Genomic DNA, 20800 nt, shown 5'->3' with positions numbered 1-20800 from the left:
CAATTACCAATTCCTAGTTGCTAGTTACTAATTACAAAAAGTAATTTGTAACTGGTAAATGATAATTGACGTCTTGCTATTTATTATTTTATTATTTTGAAATTACTCTAATTTCCTCGCTCTTTTTTCTTCACGGTAAATTTCCAATATGTCACCGCTCTGAATAATCGGTTTACCTTTGTATTTGACGCCGCACTCCTGACCACCGGCCACTTCTTTAACTTCTGACTTGGCTGACTGAAGTCCGGACAAAAATCCCTCGCCCACTTCTTCTCCCTTTCGCCAAACCTTGATTTTTGTCTGACCAATCTTAGGATTAAAAACAATTTTACCCTCCTTAACTTTTCCGCCGACAATCATGCTTGCAGCTTCTGTCCGAAATATAGCAAGTACTTCTATTTTTCCCAAATCCGTCCTTATTGTTTCCATTTCAAGCAGCCCTTCAAGGCCAATTTTAACCTCATCAATCAAATCATAGATAATTTTAAAAATTTTTACTTCAACGCCTTTGTCACGCGCCAGATCATCCACGTTCGGCCCGGTCAAAACATTAAATCCAAAAACTTTGGCGCCAACCGCTTCGGCTTCCAAAACTTCCGCTTCGGTAATGTTTCCAAGACCTTGGGCGACAATTTCCAGCGCAACAGTTGGATACTCCAGTTTTTCAAAAGAAGCCAAGAGCGCTTCAAGCGATCCAAGCACGTCTGTCTTCAAAATAATTTTTAATTTTTTCTTTTTACTCTCTTCTTCCCCGCCAGTTTTCTTTACGGTTATCTGCTCTCGATCGGCATAAGTTGTCTTAATTTTTCTGGTGCATTCCCTCAGGTCACCTTTTACCTCCAAAATATCCCCGACTTGCGGCGCGGCTTTCAGACCTAAAATTTTTACCGGGGTACCCGGGCTTGCTTCGTTAACAAATTCACCGCGAAAATTTTTCATAGCTCTGACTCTACCATACAAAACATTATCAATTGTCAAATTTTCATTGCGTCCCAATGTTCCGGCCTGAACAAGAACTGTCGCGACCGGCCCTTCGCCTTTGTCTATATGCGCTTCAATCACTGTCCCCAAAGCACAACGCGTTGGATTGGCGACAATTTTTTCTTTTTCCATATCGGCAATCAAAAGAATCATATCCAAAAGTTCGTCGATACCTGTCATCTGCTTCGCGGAAATCGGCACGCAGATTGTTTTTCCGCCCCAATCTTCCGGAATTAAATTCAAGGCCGCCAACTCCTGTTTTATTTTTTCTATGTTGGCTTCCGGCTTATCAATTTTATTTATCGCCACTAAAAACGGAATTTTTGCCGCTTCAATAATTTTAATCGCTTCTTTTGTCTGCGGCTGAACGCCGTCGTCTGCGGCCACAACCAAAATCGCGATGTCGGCGATTTTCGCGCCGCGGCTACGCATTGCCGTAAAAGCTTCGTGACCCGGCGTATCAATAAAAGTTAAAATTCTATCTTTATATGTCGCCTGATAAGCACCAATATGCTGAGTGATGCCGCCCGCTTCCGATTCCATAACATGAGTTTTTCTAATAGCATCCAAAAGTTTTGTTTTGCCGTGGTCAACGTGGCCCATGACAACTACAACCGGCGGTCGCGGCCTTAGGGTTGATTTTTCGTCTTGTCCCATTAATTCTTTAACTTTATCCCCGACAAAATTTTCTGCATCAATTTCCTCTTCAATCTTTTCCACTTCAAAACCCATATCTTCAGCAACAATAGCCGCTGTTTCATAATCAATCCTTTCATTTAGCGATGCCAAAATTCCATTTTTCATTAATTCTTTGATAACACTCGTTACCGGCAAATTTAATCTTTGAGCAAAATCACGGACAGTAATTACCTGGGCTAATTTTACTTTTTGTTTTTCTGCCGTCGCCACAACTCCATCTTCCTCTGGAGTGAGTTTTGCTAATTCGGCCGCCTTTCTTTTTTCCATTTCCTTCTTAAGAGACGGCCAACTTTCAATAATTTTGTGCGCCAGCCGATCATCAACTTTAATTGCTCTTTGACCAATATCAAAACCGAACGTCGGCAGGACGTCTTTCAATTCTTGTGTCGTAATCTGAAGTTTTCTCGCGAGTTCAGTTATGTTCATATTATTAAATTCAACCCTCTCGGGTTTTGTAAACTTACTATTTTTTTGAGATTTTGTCAAACATTAAATAAAAAAAGACGGCCATTCCTTTCCGGAATTCGACCGTCGTTCTCCCTCCACTACGCCCGATTCTCCTTAAACTGCACGGGAATCGGGTAATCACCATCAAAACAGGCTGTGCAGAGCTCGCTCTTCGGACGCCCAGTGGACGCCACAAGCCCTTCAAGAGAAAGATGGGCCAGGGTAGTCGGCTGACCAATCAGCCGTCTGACTTCTTCAAGTGTCTTGCCGGCGGCAGCCAGCGTGTGCCTATCTTTTGTTTCCACGCCGTAAAAACAAGGGAAACGGTAAGGGGGAGAACTGATCCGAGTGTGGATCTCCTTCGCCCCACATCGCCAGATTCCATTGTTCGCTATGCCAGTGATCAGGCCGCGAACAATGGAATCGTCGCCGTCAACCACCCTCCTCCCCTCTAAGAGATCTGCCGTGAAACAGAACTTCAGCAAGGCGTTGAATCTCCGCTCCTCAACATCCGCCCCGATAAACGTTCTCATCTGTTCGAAGTCGATGTCGAAAGACGGGTTTTCTACAATCGCCTGGATGAATGGCAGACCAGAGGCCAGGGCGAACCCAACAGCCATGGGAATGCCGCTTTTGGGAATCGGCGTAACCAGATCGGCCTCAACCGGCGCCTCCCTGAAAAGGATCTCGCCGGCGCGCATCCGGCACGTCTGGAACGACTCGCCATGAGTCGTCCTACTGTCCGGCCGTGAGAAGTAGACGTATTCGAAGATACAGAAAGATTGTCTATCTGCTTTCGGCCCCCTGAAGGTTTCTACGCCACGGGGTCCGACCGCGATGATCTCGCCTGCTTCCACCATCCTTGTTGTGAGTACGGCTCGCGAACCAAAAAGTGGCATCACTGCCTCGAGGGCGGCAGTTTCGGAAGCGAACATGTAGTATTTCGCTCCGCCGTCTTCGACCGTGCCGAAAAATAGTGGTCTGATGCCGTACGGGTCGCGGAAAGCGAAGAGACGATCGTCGAACTCGGTGATCACGAGCGAAGAGAAAGCGCCTCGCACATGGTTCATCACTTGAGCAATCGCCTCGACGACATCGCGCTTTCGAGCGGTGACTTGGTAATTGATGGCCGCCGCGATAAGCTCCGCGTCGTTTTCCGTATACGTACGAATATCGTGGCGGTCAAGAAATTCCCTCTGCTCGTCCATGTTCACGACATCACCGTTTGAGACGATGGCGATTTTTCCGTGGATGCTCTGCGCATAGTGCGGCTGAGCATTCCGCCGCGAAGGCTTGCCCTGAGTGGAATATCGCACGTGAGCGATCCAGGCATCCCCTTCGAGGTCATCAAAGTCGGGACCACGCAACACTTCTCTTACCTTGCCCGACCTTTTCTCGACCTCAACCAAGCCATACCGACAATTCAGCTTGAGCCTGAGGCAAGATATTCCCGCCGCATCTTGCCCTCGGTGCTGCAGTGTCCAGATGCCCGTCTTGGCAATTTGCTTGCCATTCGGATGACCAAAAATTCCAAAAACTCCGCACATCTTACCCTCCTTTACTCCCCTTATTTTAAAGAATGGTTCTCTCACCTTACTCTTATTTTTTTAAAACTGCAAGCAACAAAAATTACCCAAAGACTTGCCAAAAAACCTCTTTTATGATACGATAAAAATACTTTCAACCAAGGTCAAACCGGCTTTGGCTGGAGTATAATTAATTTAAATTTAGGCAAATCACAAACAACGGCAGTAATCGGAAATTTTGATTATATTTTAGATGTCAAACAATCTCAAAAAAATTACGCTAACCAAACGAGAAGGAATATTAATCAGGATGAATTCACTCTACGATTCACCTTTGGTTTGTGATTTGCTATTGAAGTCTTATGCCAAATCTATTATGGATCGCGGCTACCTTGATTGCCGGAACGGCCGCTGGTTACTTTCTAAGAAAACTTCTAGCCAAAAGACTGGCTGGATCGGTTGAAGAAAAGGCGGAAAAATTACTGGCCGAAACTAAAACTAAACAACGGGAATTGCTTCTCCAGGCGAGAGACAAGGCAATCCAAGTAATTGATAACGCAAAAAAAGAGGAAGAAGATCGGCGGCAAGAACTTATTGCCGCGCAAAAACGGTTGGAAAAGCGCGAGTCGCTTTTTGACCAAAAACTTCTTGACCTTCAGGAAAAACAACAGAAGCTTTACGATCGCGCCAACCAAATTGAAAAAGTAAAAGCGGAAATTCAAAAAATTAAAGAAGATCAGTTAGCAAGACTGGAACAGATCGCGGGATTGAATCGCGAAGAAGCTAAACAACTCCTTTTGGATAAAACTGAAAAAAATATCCAGGCGGAACTTGTTAATCGCATCAACAAATTGGAAAGAGAATCTTCAGAGGTCCTCGACAAAAAAGCGCGGGACCTTTTATCTTTGGCAATTGAGCGCTGCGCCTCTTCGCACGCCACGGAAATTACGACAACGACCGTATCTTTACCTTCCGACGAAATGAAAGGTAGAATTATCGGTCGCGAAGGAAGAAACATCAAAACTATCGAACAACTTACTGGCACAGAAATCATTGTTGATGATACGCCAGAAGCCATTACCGTTTCCGGCTTCAGTCCGATTAGACGGCATGTGGCAAAGCGAGCTCTTGAAAAATTAATTTTAGACGGCAGAATTCATCCCGGCCGAATTGAAGAGGCCGTAGAACAGGCGAAAAAAGATTTAGCCATTGATATTAAAAAGGCTGGCGAAGAAGCGGTTTATGAACTTGGCGTAGCCGGACTTGATCCAAAATTAGTTCAAATTTTAGGAAGATTAAAATACAGAACGAGCTTCGGGCAAAATGCTTTAAAACATTCAATTGAAGTCGCTCATCTTTCCGCTCTCTTGGCTGAAGAACTCGGCGCGAATGTGACTGTCGCCAAAAAAGCCGGGCTTTTGCACGATATCGGCAAGGCGGTTGACCATGAAGTGACGGGAACTCATCCGGAAATTGGCAAAGACATCGCCAAAAAATTCAACTTGCCGGAGGAAATTATTATTCCGATCGCTACGCACCATGAAGATGCTCCGCCGACGCTTGAAGCGGTCATCGTCAAAGTTGCGGACGCAATTTCCGGTGCGAGACCTGGCGCGAGAAAAGACACCTACGAGCAATATCTGCAAAGACTGGAAGATTTGGAAAAAGTGGCTACTTCTTTTGACGGCATTGAAAAAGCTTATGCCATTCAGGCTGGCCGCGAAATCAGAGTTTTTGTCGCGCCAGATAAGATTGATGATCTTGGCGCTTTAAAACTTGCCCAAGCAATCGCTAAAAAAATTGAAGAAGAATTAAAATATCCTGGTGAAATTAAAGTTAACGTAATAAGAGAGAAAAGAATTATTGAATACGCAAGATAATTTATACTCTCATGAATCTTAAAATTCTATTTTTCGGCGATATTTCAGGCAGAATCGGCCGGCACGCTGTGGCCAAAATTTTGCCGTCGCTTAAAAAGAAGCTTGATCCGGATTTGGTTATCGCCAATGCGGAAAATATCGCTCACGGCGTGGGCATTACCGAGAAAACCTTGCAGGAGCTTACAGACGCCGGCGTTGATTTCTTTACTTCCGGAGACCATGTCTTTGATAAAAAAGAAGCCATTGGGATTCTTGAAGATAAAAAATCCCCGCTTATCCGACCGGCGAATTTCCCGCCGGGCGTTCCAGGTGTTGGAGCGAAATTGTTTGAAATTGGCACAAAAAAGATCCTTGTGATAAACTTGATAGGAAGAGTTTTCCTGAGAAGCAACTACGATTGTCCATTTAGAAAAGCGGATGAAATTCTGGACGAATTCAAAAATGAAAATCTTTCAGCCATTATTGTCGACTTCCACGCTGAAGCTACTTCGGAAAAAAACGGCTTAGCCCAATATTTGGACGGCCGAGTTTCCGCAGTGTTTGGAACCCATACCCACGTTGGCACTGACGATTGGCAAATCCTGCCGGGTGGCACGGCCTTTGTAACGGATGTCGGCATGGTCGGCGCTAAAGATTCGATTCTTGGTGTGGACAAAAAAGGAATTCTTAAAACTTTCTTAACGCAAATTCCCGAAGTCCACGAAATTCCCGAGGAAGGAATCTGTACGGTTAACGCAATTTATTTTGAGATCAATCCGAAAACTCGCGAAGCTGTTAAAATTAAAAAGATAAAAGAAGAAGTTAAAATTTAAATACTACGAAATACGAATTTTTACGAATTGTACGAATGATTTATTTATTCGTAGCCAAAATTTGAAGATTCGTAATTCGTACACAAATTTTGGAAAGGAGGTGAGAACATGACAAAGGCAGAATTAATCGAAAAAATCGCCAGCGCTCTAGACGTTCCAAAAACAACCGCCGACAAAATGATGGAAACCTTCATGGAGACTGTTACTTCAACTCTGAAATCTGGTGGTGAAGTTACTTTAACAGGTTTTGGTACTTTCTCGGCCAAAAAAAGAGCGGCCAGAATGGGCGTGAATCCTAAAAAACCGGGCGAAAAAATTCAAATCCCGGCTATGACTGTTCCGAAATTCAAAGCTGGAAAATCTTTGAAAGACGCTTTAAGATAAATTTAGCATCATCGCTTCTAGAAGCTTTCCCCGCCCGCAAGGGCGGGGTTTGTTTTATACAAAAATACTCCAAAAATTCGGAGTATTTTAAGCTTAAATTATTTTACTTTCTATTTTGAAACAAAGATCGTCGCGCCGAGTTCTGGGTCACAGGCGCCGACTTCAATTCTACCGGTTTGGGATCGATTAATATAATAATCCGTAAAAACGGCCGAGCCGGTATATGGATCGTAAGGAATTAAACCTAAATATTTTGGGATCAAAACATCGCTTAAATCAAGACAGCTTGCGACCGACAGTTTCGCTGTGCAGCCAGCCTCGCAGCCGCTCGCGTTTGTGCCCAAAACTTGAACCGTGGCTCCGACATCATCAATTCCCGCGGGCAAGGTTCCGTCCTGGTCAATAGCATATTGGAGAACCGCTTCAAGAATTGTTGAAATATCTGTCCAGCGGCGAGCGTTTCGTGATTCGGCAAATCTCTTCGCCGGATCAACGGCAATAAAAATTGCCGAAGCTAAAAAGGCGATGATACCGATCACAATTAATAATTCAATCAATGTAAACCCTCTGTGTTTTTTCATAAATTTAAATTTAATTCCCTCACCTACATTGTATCTCATCCGTCCCGCGCCCGCAAGAAAATTTTGTGGATAAAAAAATGCGCCCAGAAGGATTCGAACCTTCGACCGTTCGCTTAAGAGGCGACTGCTCTGCCAACTGAGCTATGGGCGCAAATATTTTTATTTAATTTTGGACAATGCGCCCGGAGGGAATCGAACCCCCATCACTGGTTCCGAAGACCAGCACTCTATCCGTTGAGCTACGGGCGCGCGGCAGCCGATTTGCTAGAATATCATTAACACTAAAAAATTTCAATATACAAACGGCGGGTATAGTAACCCCGCCATTTTTTGAAGATTATTCTGACCACTTCTTTGTCTTCAGTGCCGCGTTGGCAGCTTCAACCTGTGCTTCTTGTTTACTCGATCCTTCGCCCGTAGCCACCAACTCTTTTTCCAAATAAACGCCAACCTTAAAAATTTTAGCGTGATCCGGACCAGTTTCTTCTAAAACTTTATATGTCGGCGTCACGCCGCATTTTTCCTGAGTTTTTTCCTGGAATTTACTTTTTGGATCAAGATATAATTCGTGCTCCAAGATATATGGTAGCCTAACAATCAAAAATTTTTTAATAAAATCTCGGGAAACAACGTAACCCTGATCGAGATAAATCGCGCCGACGAGCGCTTCAAAAGCATTGGCCAAAATATATTGTCTGGCTTTTGAATCGGCTGCTTCCTTTGATTCCCCTTTACTTAAGTAAAGATATTCTTCTATTTCTATTTCCTTCGCGATTTCTGAAAGCATTTTTGCGTTCACGAGGCTCGCCCGCCAGTTGGTCAACTCCCCTTCCGGATTTGAATAATTTTGATAAAGATATTCCGTAACAATCAATTCCAGAACAGCGTCACCCAAAAATTCCAACCGTTCATTGTGCGGCAACTTGAATCCCGGATTTTCATTTAGATAAGAACGATGGACCGCCGCCTGTGTTAAAAGATCTATGTTTTTAAATTTTACGCCTAGTTTTTCCTCCAATTTAGTGAACTCTTTCATAGCTTAAATTGCTGAATGGTTACATGGCTAAATCGCTGATTTCTACAATTTAACAATGTAACGATTGAACAATATTTATTATTTTTTATCTTTTTTTCCTTTTTCCTCCTCGTCTTTTATCTCGCCCGCCGCGAGCATATCTTTATAAATTGCTCCCAAGACGCCGTTTATAAATTTTCCAGAAGACCCGCTGCCGAAAGCTTTAGCAAGTTCAATGGCTTCATTGATAACCACGCGAGGCGGAACCGTCTTCCCGTCTTTTGCCTTAGCAAATTTTAATTCATAAATGCCCAGCCGCAAAACATTTCTGTCAATCAGGGTTATTTTTTCGATCGGCCATTCCGGCGCGTATTTTTTTATCAACTTATCTATTTCTTTTTTGTTTTCTACAACACCTTCCACTAATTCAATAACAAAATCATTCTCATTGAATTTTGGAGCAAATTCCTTGAGATTTTTTTTAGCAGCGACGCATGTTTCCGCCTCCTTCTCTCCCATAAAGTCCCACTCATAAAGAGTCTGGAGCGCGATGGTTCTGGCTAAATGCCTATTGGCCATATTATTTTTTCTTTTTCTTCGGCGTTCTCATTTTAATTACTTCTCTGCCAGCGTAAGCTCCGCAAAATTTACAAATGTGATGAGACATCACCGGCTTTTTACATTTTGGACAAACGGAAAGATTTGTCTTCTTCAAGGCAAAATGAGCCGCTCTTCTTCTTTTATGAGAACTTGTTCTCCTGTGACCTGGTAAAGCCATATTATTTTTTTAATTTTAAATTTTTTAATCTTTAAACAAGCGTCACGCTTGCCGCCCGATCGTCTGCTTCCTTAAATCTCATCAGGCGCACTCCTTGCGTCGCCCGACCCAGAGTTGAAACACTCTTGAACGGCAGCCTGATAACTTGGCCAAACTTGGAAATAATTATTAAATCCCTTTCATCTTTGTTCGAAGTGATTTCGGCGGAAATAATCTTTCCGGTTTTTGGAGTCGTCTTGGCAGTCTTAACGCCCGAACCGCCGCGCCCCTGAATTTTATAATTTTTCAAGTTTGTTCTTTTACCAAAACCATTTTCCATTAAGACAAAAAGATCAAGCAAATTTTTAGACACAAGAGAGGGATCAATAACATCCATACCAATAACTTCATCTTTCCCCTTAAGGCGGATACCGCGAACTCCGGTTGCGGCGCGACCCATTGGGCGAACATTTTTTTCTTTAAAGCGAATGGCTTGCCCAATGGCGGTAATCAAAATAATTTCATCGTTACCCGAAGACGGCTTAACCCATTCCAGCCGATCCCCGTCTTTCAATTTTATGGCGATAAGACCGGAGCGCCTGACATTTTCAAAATCTTTTAACTCAACTTTTTTAATAATTCCTGCGCGCGTCACCATCACCAAATACTTAAAGTCGCCCTCACCAAGCTCTTTTACGGAAAGGATAGCAGAAATTTTTTCTTCCGGAGCCAGCTGCAAGAAATTCACGATCGCCTGGCCCTTTGAAGTTCGAGACGCGGCCGGAACGTCATAAGCTTTTAATTGGAAAACTCTGCCACGGGTTGTGAAAAATAACAAATCAAGATGAGTGGTTGTTGAAATCAAATGTTCCACCGTGTCTTCTTCTTTGGTCATAAGCCCCATCACGCCTTTACCGCCGCGGCTCTGCGTTCGGAAAGTTTCCGGCGGAAGACGCTTAATATAGCCGTCTGCCGTAACCACAATAATTGTTGACTCATTCGGAATCAAATCTTCCACTCTAAAATCTTTAACCGCGTGGGCGACAATTTGAGTTTTTCTTTCATCGCCATAATTTGTTTTTAATTCCAAAACATCTTTTTTAATCAAACTAAGAATTCTCTTCGGCGAAGCCAAAATTTCTTCTAATTCTTTAATCAAGGCCAACTTTTCTTTCAACTCCTGCTCAATTTTTGTTCTCTCAAGATTCGCGAGCTGCTGCAATTTCATTTCTAAAATCGCCACGGCCTGGATTTCTGTCAACTTAAACTGTTTCATCAAATTAACTTTGGCCTCTTCCTTATCTTTTGATTTTTTAATCAATTTGATAACGGCGTCAATATTGTCGAGCGCGATCTTCAAACCTTTCAAAATGTGCGCCCTGTCTTTCGCCCGATTTAATTCAAACTCTGTCCGACGGCGAACCACTTCTTTCCGGTGTGCCAAATAATATTCCAAAATCATTTTCAGATTCAAAACTTTTGGCTGGATACCATCAACCAAAGCGAGCATATTTACATGAAAAGAATCCTGCAGCTGCGTCATGTCAAAAAGTTGATTCAAAATTTTCTTCGGATAAGAATCTTTTTTCAATTCAATGACAACCCGCACGCCCTCCTTGTTTGATTCGTCACGAAGATCTTTTATTCCTTCAATTTTTTTATCTTTGACGAGTGTGGCGATCTTTTCGAGCAGAGTCGCTTTGTTAACCTGAAAAGGAACTTCCGAAACAATTATTTTAAATTGCCCCGCCTTGTCTTCAACAATTTCTGTTTTAGCGCGCATCACAATTGGGCCTTTGCCCGTGGCGTAAGTCTGTTTAATCGCCCCTATATCATATATAATGCCGCCGGTTGGGAAATCGGGTCCCTTAACAAACTCGCATAATTCTTCCACGTCACAATCCGGATGTTCAATTAAATGGATAATTCCGTCGCAAATTTCCGAAAGATTGTGCGGAGGGATACTCGTGGCCATACCAACGGCAATCCCCATTGTCCCGTTTAAAAGAAGATTGGGCAGCCGTGCTGGCATTACTTGCGGCTCTTTGTGAGACCCGTCGTAGTTTGGAGTAAAATTAACCGTGTCTTTTTCAATATCAAATAAAATTTCTTCTGAAATTCTCGCGAGTTTCGCTTCTGTGTAACGCATCGCTGCCGGAGCATCGCCATCCATAGAACCAAAGTTTCCTTGACCCCAGACCAAAGGATAACGCATAGCAAAATCTTGAGCCATACGAACCATAGAGTCGTAAACCGCAACATCACCATGCGGATGATATTTACCCAAAACTTCGCCGACCACGGTCGCCGATTTTCTAAATTTCGCTCCCGGCTTCAACCCAACATCCCACATCGCGTACAAAATTCTCCGATGAACCGGCTTCAACCCGTCGCGAACATCAGGCAAGGCGCGGGAAATAATAACCGACATGGCGTAATCCAAATAAGACTCCTGCGCTTCTTTTTCAATACTACAGGGTAAAACTTTACCAGTCGCGACCGACAAGGGTTTTTCTTCTATTTTTTTCTTTTTTTCTTTTGCCATGATCTTTAAATATTATCTACTCTAAATTTATTGACAAACGAGCGAGTGTGGTCAACACAGCGCTACTGCACTTTATCTTTTAATTCTTCAACTAAAATTTTTTCTTTAATTTGATCAAGAAGACCTTTCTCTCCATCCCCGCCTTCCGCTTCGGTCGTTTCAACCGAAGAATTTATTTGCTCTTTAAATTCTTCCAAGCTGTCTCCCACCTCTTCCAAAACTCCCTCAGAACGAGAAAAAGTAAAACTGGCGGAGCCAAATAAATTGGCGAAATTATTTTCTAAACTGGAAAACCAGATAAAAAAAATCAAGCACGCGAAGACTGCTACACTTGCCCACATAATAATCCTTTTTTTCGATTCGGACAAGAGGACCTTCTTCTTCGGGCTTTTTTTCTCTGAAACCAGAACATCTGTATCTTTTTTATGTGTCGCATCCTTTAAATATTTCCACTCCTTCTCAACCTCAACTTCGTCCTGGTTTTTTTCTTCATCGGCGGATTCGGAAAAATTTTGAAATACTGGCAGATCATCCCCGTCTTTTAAAATCCCAAATTCGTTCGCGCCCTTCTCATCTTTTCCGAGAGTAGCTTTTTTTCTCGCCGCCGGAGAAACAATTTGCTCTTTTTCTCTAATCACAAAAACGGGAATTTCTACTTCCTTCCTCCTTGGATGTTTATGAACTGTTTTTTTATTTCTTTTTACAATTTTCGCCATAAAACTAACTTTTTTCCAGTACGATTACTCTTGTTTCTTCCTGAGGTAAATCTTTTTTAGAAATTTTTAATTTAGGTAATCTCTCGGCCTTGCTCGCACCCATTTCTTTTAAAAATTTATCTATAGTTTCAACGTCAACTTTAAGTCCCGGAATTTTATAATGCATGGGAATGACAATCCGCGGCTCTATTTCGTTTATAACTTTTACCGCTTCGCTCGCACCAAGAGTCCATTTTCCCCCGATCGGAACAAAAAGAATATCAATGCCGTCTAATTTCTCAATTTGCTCTTCGCTTAACGTATGGCCTAAATCCCCAAGATGAGCAAGAGAAATCCCCTCTGCTTCAATACAATAGACTATGTTTTGTCCCCGCTCCTTCCCCTCGCTTTTATCATGCCAAAAAGAATTTCCATAAACAAAAACTCCTTTTACTTCAAACTCGCCCGGACTTGTAATTGCAAAGGGCGCGCCATTTGGGCCGGAAACTCCGTCGACATTATTGTGATCAAAATGATCATGACTTACTGTCACAATATCCGCCGTCAAGCGCGGCAATTTAAAACCAACTTCCGCATTGTATGGATCAGTAACCAAGGTCACATCTCCGCTTTGAATTTTAAAACAAGATTGTCCGAGCCATGTTATCGTCATAAATTTAAATTAAAAAACAAACTTCTACGTTTTGTATCTTTAAAAATTATAACATAAATTATAAAAAAAGCAAGCTCCGGAGAGACCCTTGCGCTTGACATTTCTGTCAGTTTTGCCAAGATAAAAGACCGAGCCTAAACCCTTTTAGGCAAGGAAGGGAGGCAGTAAAATGGGCGACGGAGAAACCAAGCAATATTCCGCCGTAATTCCCGGCGGAGTCGAGCTCCCCGAGGCGGTGTGCGCGGCGCGAATGGTGAAAAATCTTCTCATTCTCGCTGGTAATGAATTCATTGGAGCCAGGGATGTTTCTTGCCTTCCTGGTGGTAGATTCCTTTTCGCCGCCAGGCGCAGGGACAATCTCTGGGTCGTCCTTCGGATCATCCCCCGAAGCGGGTACAAGGACCAAGTGGAGAAAGGCGCGCCACATCGGCAAATCCTCGGCCTCAAAATGGCTGGCGACCAACCTTTCTATGTCGGTTGGCCCGGAGATCCGGCCGACAATCGGCCGCACGTCTGCTGGGGGGAAACCAAGGGCAAGCCCTACGATGCCATCGACCACAACAGACTTCAGTGGAAAGATGGCGAACCGCTCTACATCGCTTCCTTGGCTAGCAAAGAGCTTGTCGTCCAGGGAACGCGCGAAAGTAAGCCTTACGACGAAATCATCCCCCCGCTTTTCTTTGCAGTGGGACGACCTCTCTACCGCGCGAAGCTCGGCCAGAAAATGGTTCTCGTCTGGGGCGAAAAAGAATCCCGTCCCTGCGACGACATTTCCGTTCCCTCCATGGAAGACAAAAAAATCGTAGCCTTTGCCACCGATGGCACGAGGATCTACGAGCTTACTGTCAAGACGATGTAAGGAGAAGCTATGGAGAGCATCAAAAAACTAAACTGTCCGCATTGCGGGCAGGGAGCCGAGTGCCTCTTCTCTGGCCGGAAAGTTGACAGCGTCTTTCTAAAAGATGAATACGTTGTTCACTGTCCGGCTTGCGGCTGGCAAGAAACAAAGTCCCAGCACGCCGGCCACCACATCGGAAATCGCGACTTCCCGCAAGGGTCGACTTGCCCCTTCTGTGGCAAATCGTCGGATGGTCACGCCAAGAGGCTGCCCTTAGGCGAGATCAGTCGTCGCTTCCGCGAACGAGAAGGAATGGACGGCCAACTCCATACCCCGCCCAGGGGACAGGAAAGCCCCGCGGCTGGGAGCGTGTCCGAGCAACTGCTAGAGATCGATGTCACGCTCGAACCCGCGGTGTGTGCAATCACCCCCAACCTTCCACCGCGGGCAAAGACACAGGAAAGACAAATGAAAACCTGGAAATTCCTGACTCGATGGAGCACAAGGAAGCTCATGAACGTCTTCATGATTGTGTACACGCTCGTGCTCGGCACGCTCGTCTTCACGACGAAGCTCTGGGACGAGGCGCCGGTCGGAGCGGCTTTCCAGGCGACATTGTTCCCGATCGCCATCATCACCGCCTGGATGATCATCTGCTCCGCTCTGATCGTCCGCTACTCCCGCAAGCACTACGGGGAACCATGACACAATCCGCAAAACAAAACGTCTGCCCAAATGCGGCCAGGAGCAGATCGTCTGCACCTATCTGGGTGAGGACAAACCCCATCACCACCGCTGGGAACACGACTGCACCAATTCCGCCTGCGATCTGCACGAGGCCTTCGACGCTTGGGACAAAACTCCCGACGAGGAGTACGACGAGCATGGTCCGGGCAAAGAGGGCGGCTGTCCTGGTCCGCACAAATGACAGGAGGAACAACTCGCCGCGAAGTTACGACTTCGCGGCTTTTTTATATAAAAATCACCCTAAGGCGATTTTTTTCTTTTCTATTTTCTAAATTTAAAATTAATCAATTACTAAATCAACTGCCTGCGGCGACTTTTCTTCCGGCGCGGTTTTATTTGCAGTAGATTTTTGTCCCCGAAGAATTGACGTGGTCGTTTCCGCCCGGCCTGGCGCGGCTTTTGGTTTCAAAGCCGAAGTCGCCACGTTTCTTTTTACTTTTCCATCGCCTTTTTCTTTTTCTTCTTCACGCGCCCGCTCTTGGCCATAAATATTAGACATCATTTCGCGCATTCGTTTTTTCTTCTCCTCTTCCTCTTTTCGTTCTTCGCGAAGCGATTCCACGGTAATTTTTGGCTCGTCAATTTTTTGTCCCTCACGGCGTGCCCTTTCGGCTTCTCGAAAAATTTCCGTTGGAGAACGATATGTTTTTATCGCGCCGGATTTTTTCAATTCGCCCAAAACTTCTTTTGCTTGCCGCTCGCTAACTTGTCGCGAAACGCTCATTCCCATTTTTGAAACAGCCTGCTTCACCGAACTTTTAACATAAGAAGTTCTGGTCGCGGTTTTTAAAAAATCAGATAATTTTTGCGCCATAAAATTTTATTAAGCGGCCCGAGCTTCGGCTGTTTTTCTTTTGGTCGTTGCTCCGCGCTGTTCTTGAGACCAACCATATCTAATCACATGTCTTGCCATGTCTGCGTCATAGTCGCTTGGCAATTTTTTCTTCTCTAACAAATCCCGCGCTTTCCCCATAAATGCCTCCCAAACACTGTCTGATTCTTCACCTAAAACAAAATCAAAAGCTTTCTTTAAAACTTCCTGCCGTCGAGGTGAATCGAGAAATGTTCTCAAATGAATTTCCAAAAGTGGCGTCTGAACCGCCGTAGTTATATCCTTAGCTTCCTCAAGCGCCCTAGAAAAAACTTGAAGCGCGGGAAAAACTTCTTGTCCTGTCTCGTCATACAAGGCCGCGCCAAAAGTTTCGCTATTATCTATGGCCTTCACCTTTCCTCCTGGTTGACGCTTAATTAATTCATTTCCCCGATGACCATCTTGTTGACCAGTTAATGAATGAAGTAGAGCCACCAAAACTAAATCTTCCGGGTTCTTTCCGCGGTCAGGGACCTTAGTGGCCGCGTCCGCCTCTTGCACGAATGCCTGAACAGACCCCAACCCCTTATCTTCATCACGTAAAACTGTTGGGGGAACAACTCCCAGTTCCAATGCTCTATCAACCATACATGTTAACCATTCTCTTTTATGAAGGGTGAAGTCTTCAATGCCAGCTTTTAATACGTGGATTTCTTCACCTTTTACTGGCTTATACACTCCAACTATTTCTCTGCCGCGCTCTACTAGCCGTAAAAGATAAGTTTCATTTGCTCCCTTCACCCCCTTGTCTCCCATTGAATCAAGATGTTCGCAAGGAGGTTTACATGGTTCCGCTTCTCTAAGTTCGAGAAAAGTGTTCAAATCTTTAATTATTTCCTGAATCCCTTCCGGACTTTCAGCTTCGCCAAGTCTCACATCATATAATTCCGCTGTTAGGCGATCTGTATTTTTCAAAATTTCAGATATTTCGACTAAACTCTCCCTGCTTCCCTTGACCTCAACCGGGACAACCACTTCTGTCCTTTCTTCCTCTCCACTGTTTTCTTTTTCTGCCCGAGAAACTAGGCCTGTTTTTATATCCTCTGTATCAAATTCTTTTTCCTTTTCCTCAGATGGTCTTGGTCTTTTTTCCTTCATAAAATTTACTTTATTTTTCTAGCTAAAAAATAAGGGTTGCGATAACTCGCCTTCACGGCCCGCAAAAATTTTTCTCCGTCATCGGGAGTAACCTTCTGACCCTCCCAATAAAATTCTTCTTTTCGCAACTCCTCTATCACGCCTTCGTCTCCCTTAAACTGCACTACGCCATCAACCAAATCGCATGTTACTAAAATTTCTGGATCTTTGTCGGGATTCACAACTTGAATAATTTCTAAAATTTTTATACCGTCGTTTTTCTCCTTTTGGAGATCTCCTCTTTTTTCGGATGAAAACTCTAAAATCCTTCCTCTTTCAGACATAATAAGTTATTAAATTAATTATTTATACATATATTTTACCGCTTCTTGCCAAAAAATTCAAGATGTTATATACTATTTCTATCTTATTAAAGAAAGGAGTTTTGAGGTTTGCCGGGGTTCCCGACAACCTCTCTAATTATTAACTATGGATCTAACAAATCTAACAAAAAAAACCGAGAGTGGAGAATTTGAAAAATTACTCGCCGAAGGAAACTTTCTTGCGATTCCCAAGGTCGGAGACGTCGTCCGCGGCATAGTTTTAACTATCAGTAAAAACGAAGTTAACTTGGATATTCCGGGATTTAAGACGGGCGTTGTCCGCGGCCGGGAGCTTTGCAACGAATCAGCCGATTATTCCGAATTAAAACCGGGTGACGAAACCGAGGCTACAATTTTAGAAATGGAAAATGAACGCGGCGAAATGGAATTGTCTTTCCGCTTTGCCGGGCACAAAAAGATTTGGGACAAACTGATGGAGCTTCAAAAATCCGGCGAAATCGTAATCGCTACCGTGATGGACGCGAATAAAGGCGGTTTAATGATTAATGTTAATAAAATTGTCGGCTTCTTGCCTGTCTCGCAACTCGCGCCGGAACATTATCCGCGCGTGCCGGGCGGCGAGAAAAATAAAATATTAGAAAAATTAAAAACTTTCGTCGGGACTCCGCTTGAAGTCAAAGTTATTGATGTGGGCTCGGAAGAAGAAAAATTAATTGTTTCGGAAAAGGCCGCCTGGGAAGAAAAACAAAAAAATATTATTTCTTCCTACAAGGTCGGCGACATAATTTCCGGAACCGTTTCCGCCCTGGCTGATTTTGGCATTTTTGTGAAGTTTGATAATTTAGAAGGATTGGTTCACATTTCCGAATTGGCCTGGCAAAGAATTGACCATCCGGAAGATGTCGTTAAGGTTGGCGAAGAAATAAAAGCAGAAATCATTGGCGTGGAAGGTTCAAAAATTTTCTTGTCAATGAAAAAATTAATTGATGATCCTTGGAAAAAAATCAGCGAAAAATATAATGTCGGCCAAGTTGTGGAAGGCAAGGTTCTTAAAATAAATCCTTTTGGATTATTTGTTGAACTTGATCCGGAAATCCACGGCTTAGCCCACATCTCTGAGTTGTCCGCGAAACCGATTCAAAGTCCAACTGAGGTGGCAAAAATTGGCGATACGCTAAAATTCAAAATTATTTCCATTGAGCCAGTCGACCATCGCTTGGGCCTGAGTCTCCGCGGCGCCAAAGAAAAAACTTTGGAAAAATCAACCGAGGAAAATGCTGAAGAAAAAACCGCGGAGGAAACTCACGCGGAAGCTCCGGCCGAAAAACCAGTTGAGGAAGTTAAAACCGAAGAACCAAAACAGGAAATACCGGAAGCCGAAGAAGAAAAAAAATAGTTTTGGAATAGCGGGCTTTAGCCCGCGCAAGAAATATATAAAAACGGCCGCCGATTCGGCGGCCGTTTTATTTTTTTATTCACGCTTGTTCCGTGCTTAAAAATGGCGCAAACTCTTTTATTGATTATTGGAATTAGTATTTGTAGGACTAACCATTGTCGGCCGTAGCTGAATTGTTTCTGCCGTAATACTTCCGCCGTCATTGGCCGTACCGTTTGCCATAACATTTTCCCCTACTTTTAAATCTTCCATGGCTCCCTCAGCTGTTTTTGTAATTTTTGTTGCATCGGAAAAGAAAATTATTTTTGATCCGCCGTCCGGAAGTTTCACAGTTAAACTTTTATCATCTTTTGAAATAATTTCCCCACTTACAAAATTCGCGCCAATGTTTTTTCCGCCCAGAGCACCGGCTTCTCCGGCAAAACCTTGTCTATCTCCAAATGATACTTTTCCAAAATCAGAAAAACCCTCGCGGACGCCAATGCTTCTTTTACTTTCTCCATATTTCATTCCTCCATAGAAAGCTGCTCCGCCCACGATAATTACGATCGCGATAAAAATAGGTAAAAATTTCTTCATAGTTTTTGTTAATTGTTAAATATTAACTGCTAATTGTTAATTTTACTCGTAACGCAGCGCCTGGATTGGATTTAATTTGGCTGCGCGTCTCGCCGGGTAATAACCAAAAATAATTCCGATCGCGGCGGAAACCCCGCACGCCAAAAAAACAGACGTTGGCGAGATTGCGGTGGTAATTCCCCCAAACTTTTCTACACCTAAAGACGCAAGCCATCCAAAAAATATTCCCACCACTCCACCGACCAAAGTAAGCACCATGGCTTCAAGCAAAAATTGGAGGCTGACATCTTTGCGTTTCGCGCCAATAGCTTTACGCAAACCAATCTCGCGCGTTCGTTCCGTAACATTAGTGAGCATCATATTCATAATGCCAATACCGCCCACAATCAAAGAAATTCCAGCGATTGAACCCAAAAGCAATGTCAATGTATTGGTTATAGATGAAGCGCTCGCCACAACATCGGCTTGATTCATGATTCTAAAATCTGCTGAGTTTGGATCAGAAATATTATGACGCGCAAGGAGAAGTGCTGTAACTTCTTCTTGAAGCGTTGTCATTGATTTGGCGTCTTTCGCCTGAATACTAATCGTGCTTACGTAATTTTTCCCGACTAAAAATTTTTGGGCGGAAGAAAGGGGAACAAAAATCATATCATCTTGGCTGCCAAAACCGCTGCCACCCTTTGACTTCGTTACCCCGATAACCTTAAATTCCATTCCTTTAATTCTGATCGTTTGTCCAACTGCATCAACTTCTTCGCCAAAAAGATCATCTCGTGCGCTTGGCCCCAAAACCGCGACCTTCGACATATTCTTTATGTTTTGTTCAGAAATAAAAGAACCTTGTTCTATCTCAACATTTCGAACTCCGGGATATGAGGCTGTTATTCCAACAACTGAAGTATTCGTGTTTGTGCCTTTGGCAGTTATTTGATATCGACCGGAAATTTCCGGCGCCACGGCGTTCGCTAAAAAAATTTCCGCGCCGATCGCATCGGCATCTTCTGCAGTCAAAGTTTGAGATGAACCCCATCCGGCGCTTACACCCGATGACCTCTGCGTGCCGGGCATAACCTGAATCAAATTTGAACCTATGGATTCAATGTTTGATTGTATTGATCCTTGTGCGCCCTGACCAATAGAAATCATGGCGATCACTGATCCAATACCAATGACAATTCCCAAAATCGTAAGACCGGACCGCGCCTTATTCCCAAGCAACGCCAAAAAAATTTCTTCAAACAAATCTCTAATTTTCATATATAAACTATTTATTTTCTTTCGTCGGATACGATAATGCCGTCGCGAATCTGAATTATTCTGTCCGCATGCTCCGCAACACCTCGTTCATGGGTAATTAAAATAATTGTATGATTATTTTTTTTATTTAATTCCTCTAATGTCCCAAGAACAACTTCTCCTGTTTTGGTATCAAGATTTCCTGTCGGCTCATCAGCCAAAATTAATGACGGATTATTCACAAGCGCCCTCGCGATTGCCACTCTTTGCATCTGTCCACCGGAAAGTTGGTTTGTAAGGTGATAGAAATGTTCTTCGTCTAAACCAGCGTTTGAAAGAGACTCTCTTGCCCGCGATTCCCTTTCTTCTTTTGGAACGCCGGCATAAACAAGCGGCAACATTACATTTCTTAAAACAGTGGAGCGCGGAAGAAGATTGAATGATTGAAAAACAAAACCAATTTTATTTTTTCTGATGTCGGCCAACTCGTCGTCAGACAACGCCGCGACACTTTTTTTATCTAAAAAATATTCGCCGGAAGTCGGAATATCTAACGCCCCCAAAATGTTCATCAGGGTTGATTTTCCTGAACCAGACGGACCCATAATCGCGACAAATTCTCCGTCAGCGATAGCGAACGATAAATCTTTCAGGACAGTGACTGCTCCCGTGCCGGTTAAATATGTTTTTGTTATTTTTTTGCATTCAATCATA

At 43.7% G+C, this 20800-nt stretch carries 21 protein-coding genes and 2 tRNA genes; 6 read left to right on the top strand and 17 right to left on the bottom strand.

Annotated features, from left to right (window positions below; all coding sequences use genetic code 11):
- Positions 1-102: 102 nt before the first annotated feature.
- Together infB and WC445_03775 are read right to left on the bottom strand one after the other, a co-directional pair.
- On the bottom strand, positions 103-2106 hold the full coding sequence (gene infB, locus WC445_03780; protein ID MFA5129053.1) for a translation initiation factor IF-2: 2004 nt from the start codon (positions 2104-2106) through the stop codon (positions 103-105).
- 119 nt (positions 2107-2225) lie between these two features.
- Positions 2226-3674, bottom strand: coding sequence for an amidophosphoribosyltransferase (locus WC445_03775; GenBank protein ID MFA5129052.1), 1449 nt, complete (start codon positions 3672-3674; stop codon positions 2226-2228).
- Between the two features lie 341 nt (positions 3675-4015).
- On the opposite strand from WC445_03775, the gene rny reads away from it, so the two are divergent.
- The 3 genes from rny to WC445_03760 all read left to right on the top strand — a co-directional run bounded on the left by rny (position 4016) and on the right by WC445_03760 (position 6729).
- Entirely contained in the window at positions 4016-5533 is a 1518-nt protein-coding gene (gene rny / locus WC445_03770) for a ribonuclease Y (protein ID MFA5129051.1), read from the top strand.
- An 11-nt stretch (positions 5534-5544) separates the two neighbouring features.
- A complete protein-coding gene (locus WC445_03765) occupies positions 5545-6345 on the top strand; it encodes a TIGR00282 family metallophosphoesterase (GenBank protein MFA5129050.1) in 801 nt (266 codons plus the stop codon).
- 108 nt (positions 6346-6453) lie between these two features.
- Positions 6454-6729 (top strand): HU family DNA-binding protein, encoded by a 276-nt coding sequence (locus WC445_03760; protein MFA5129049.1) that lies wholly within the window; start codon positions 6454-6456, stop codon positions 6727-6729.
- A 110-nt stretch (positions 6730-6839) separates the two neighbouring features.
- Here the strand turns inward: WC445_03760 and WC445_03755 are convergent, their stop codons facing one another.
- From WC445_03755 to WC445_03715, 9 genes are all read right to left on the bottom strand, one after another.
- Complete coding sequence (locus tag WC445_03755; GenBank protein MFA5129048.1) at positions 6840-7310, bottom strand: type II secretion system protein; 471 nt, start codon at positions 7308-7310, stop codon at positions 6840-6842.
- A gap of 78 nt (positions 7311-7388) precedes the next feature.
- Positions 7389-7461 (bottom strand) — tRNA-Lys (locus WC445_03750).
- Between the two features lie 26 nt (positions 7462-7487).
- Positions 7488-7559, bottom strand: a tRNA-Arg gene (locus tag WC445_03745).
- 88 nt (positions 7560-7647) lie between these two features.
- Positions 7648-8346, bottom strand: a complete 699-nt coding sequence (gene rnc, locus WC445_03740) for a ribonuclease III (GenBank protein ID MFA5129047.1) — start codon at positions 8344-8346, stop codon at positions 7648-7650.
- 78 nt (positions 8347-8424) lie between these two features.
- Positions 8425-8904 (bottom strand): transcription antitermination factor NusB, encoded by a 480-nt coding sequence (nusB, locus tag WC445_03735; GenBank protein ID MFA5129046.1) that lies wholly within the window; start codon positions 8902-8904, stop codon positions 8425-8427.
- Position 8905: 1 nt separating this feature from the next.
- A complete protein-coding gene (gene rpmF, locus WC445_03730) occupies positions 8906-9103 on the bottom strand; it encodes a 50S ribosomal protein L32 (protein ID MFA5129045.1) in 198 nt (65 codons plus the stop codon).
- Positions 9104-9134: 31 nt separating this feature from the next.
- Positions 9135-11627, bottom strand: coding sequence for a DNA gyrase subunit A (gyrA, locus tag WC445_03725; protein MFA5129044.1), 2493 nt, complete (start codon positions 11625-11627; stop codon positions 9135-9137).
- A gap of 62 nt (positions 11628-11689) precedes the next feature.
- The gene (locus tag WC445_03720) at positions 11690-12343 is read right to left on the bottom strand and encodes a hypothetical protein (protein MFA5129043.1); all 654 of its coding nucleotides are present in this window, start codon (positions 12341-12343) and stop codon (positions 11690-11692) included.
- Between the two features lie 4 nt (positions 12344-12347).
- Positions 12348-12995 (bottom strand): MBL fold metallo-hydrolase, encoded by a 648-nt coding sequence (locus WC445_03715; protein MFA5129042.1) that lies wholly within the window; start codon positions 12993-12995, stop codon positions 12348-12350.
- A 169-nt stretch (positions 12996-13164) separates the two neighbouring features.
- On the opposite strand from WC445_03715, the gene WC445_03710 reads away from it, so the two are divergent.
- Both WC445_03710 and WC445_03705 read left to right on the top strand, forming a co-directional pair.
- The gene (locus WC445_03710) at positions 13165-13854 is read left to right on the top strand and encodes a hypothetical protein (GenBank protein MFA5129041.1); all 690 of its coding nucleotides are present in this window, start codon (positions 13165-13167) and stop codon (positions 13852-13854) included.
- A 9-nt stretch (positions 13855-13863) separates the two neighbouring features.
- The gene (locus WC445_03705) at positions 13864-14538 is read left to right on the top strand and encodes a hypothetical protein (protein ID MFA5129040.1); all 675 of its coding nucleotides are present in this window, start codon (positions 13864-13866) and stop codon (positions 14536-14538) included.
- A gap of 322 nt (positions 14539-14860) precedes the next feature.
- Here WC445_03705 and WC445_03700 read toward each other — a convergent pair whose 3' ends face one another.
- Genes WC445_03700 through WC445_03690 form a run of 3 tightly spaced genes read right to left on the bottom strand, consistent with a single transcriptional unit; the run spans position 14861 to position 16872 of the window.
- A complete protein-coding gene (locus WC445_03700; GenBank protein ID MFA5129039.1) occupies positions 14861-15394 on the bottom strand; it encodes a hypothetical protein in 534 nt (177 codons plus the stop codon).
- A 9-nt stretch (positions 15395-15403) separates the two neighbouring features.
- Positions 15404-16549, bottom strand: coding sequence for a hypothetical protein (locus WC445_03695; protein ID MFA5129038.1), 1146 nt, complete (start codon positions 16547-16549; stop codon positions 15404-15406).
- 5 nt (positions 16550-16554) lie between these two features.
- Positions 16555-16872, bottom strand: coding sequence for a hypothetical protein (locus tag WC445_03690; GenBank protein ID MFA5129037.1), 318 nt, complete (start codon positions 16870-16872; stop codon positions 16555-16557).
- A gap of 145 nt (positions 16873-17017) precedes the next feature.
- On the opposite strand from WC445_03690, the gene WC445_03685 reads away from it, so the two are divergent.
- Positions 17018-18268 (top strand): S1 RNA-binding domain-containing protein, encoded by a 1251-nt coding sequence (locus WC445_03685; GenBank protein ID MFA5129036.1) that lies wholly within the window; start codon positions 17018-17020, stop codon positions 18266-18268.
- Positions 18269-18385: 117 nt separating this feature from the next.
- Here the strand turns inward: WC445_03685 and WC445_03680 are convergent, their stop codons facing one another.
- The 3 genes from WC445_03680 to WC445_03670 are packed head-to-tail and all read right to left on the bottom strand — an operon-like array spanning position 18386 to position 20799.
- Positions 18386-18847 carry a hypothetical protein gene (locus tag WC445_03680; protein ID MFA5129035.1) on the bottom strand — a complete coding sequence of 154 codons (462 nt, stop codon included), beginning with the start codon at positions 18845-18847 and terminating at the stop codon, positions 18386-18388.
- Positions 18848-18889: 42 nt separating this feature from the next.
- Positions 18890-20107: an ABC transporter permease gene (locus WC445_03675; protein MFA5129034.1), complete on the bottom strand. Its 1218-nt coding sequence runs from the start codon at positions 20105-20107 to the stop codon at positions 18890-18892.
- 11 nt (positions 20108-20118) lie between these two features.
- Positions 20119-20799, bottom strand: a complete 681-nt coding sequence (locus WC445_03670) for an ABC transporter ATP-binding protein (GenBank protein MFA5129033.1) — start codon at positions 20797-20799, stop codon at positions 20119-20121.
- Between the last annotated feature and the right edge of the window lies 1 nt (position 20800).

The sequence above is a fragment of the Patescibacteria group bacterium genome, assembly GCA_041650995.1.
Taxonomy (GTDB): domain Bacteria; phylum Patescibacteriota; class Patescibacteriia; order XYB2-FULL-38-15; family XYB2-FULL-38-15; genus JAHIRI01.
Note: the sequence above shows the minus strand (reverse complement) of the source record. Positions and strands in the feature narration are given on the sequence as shown.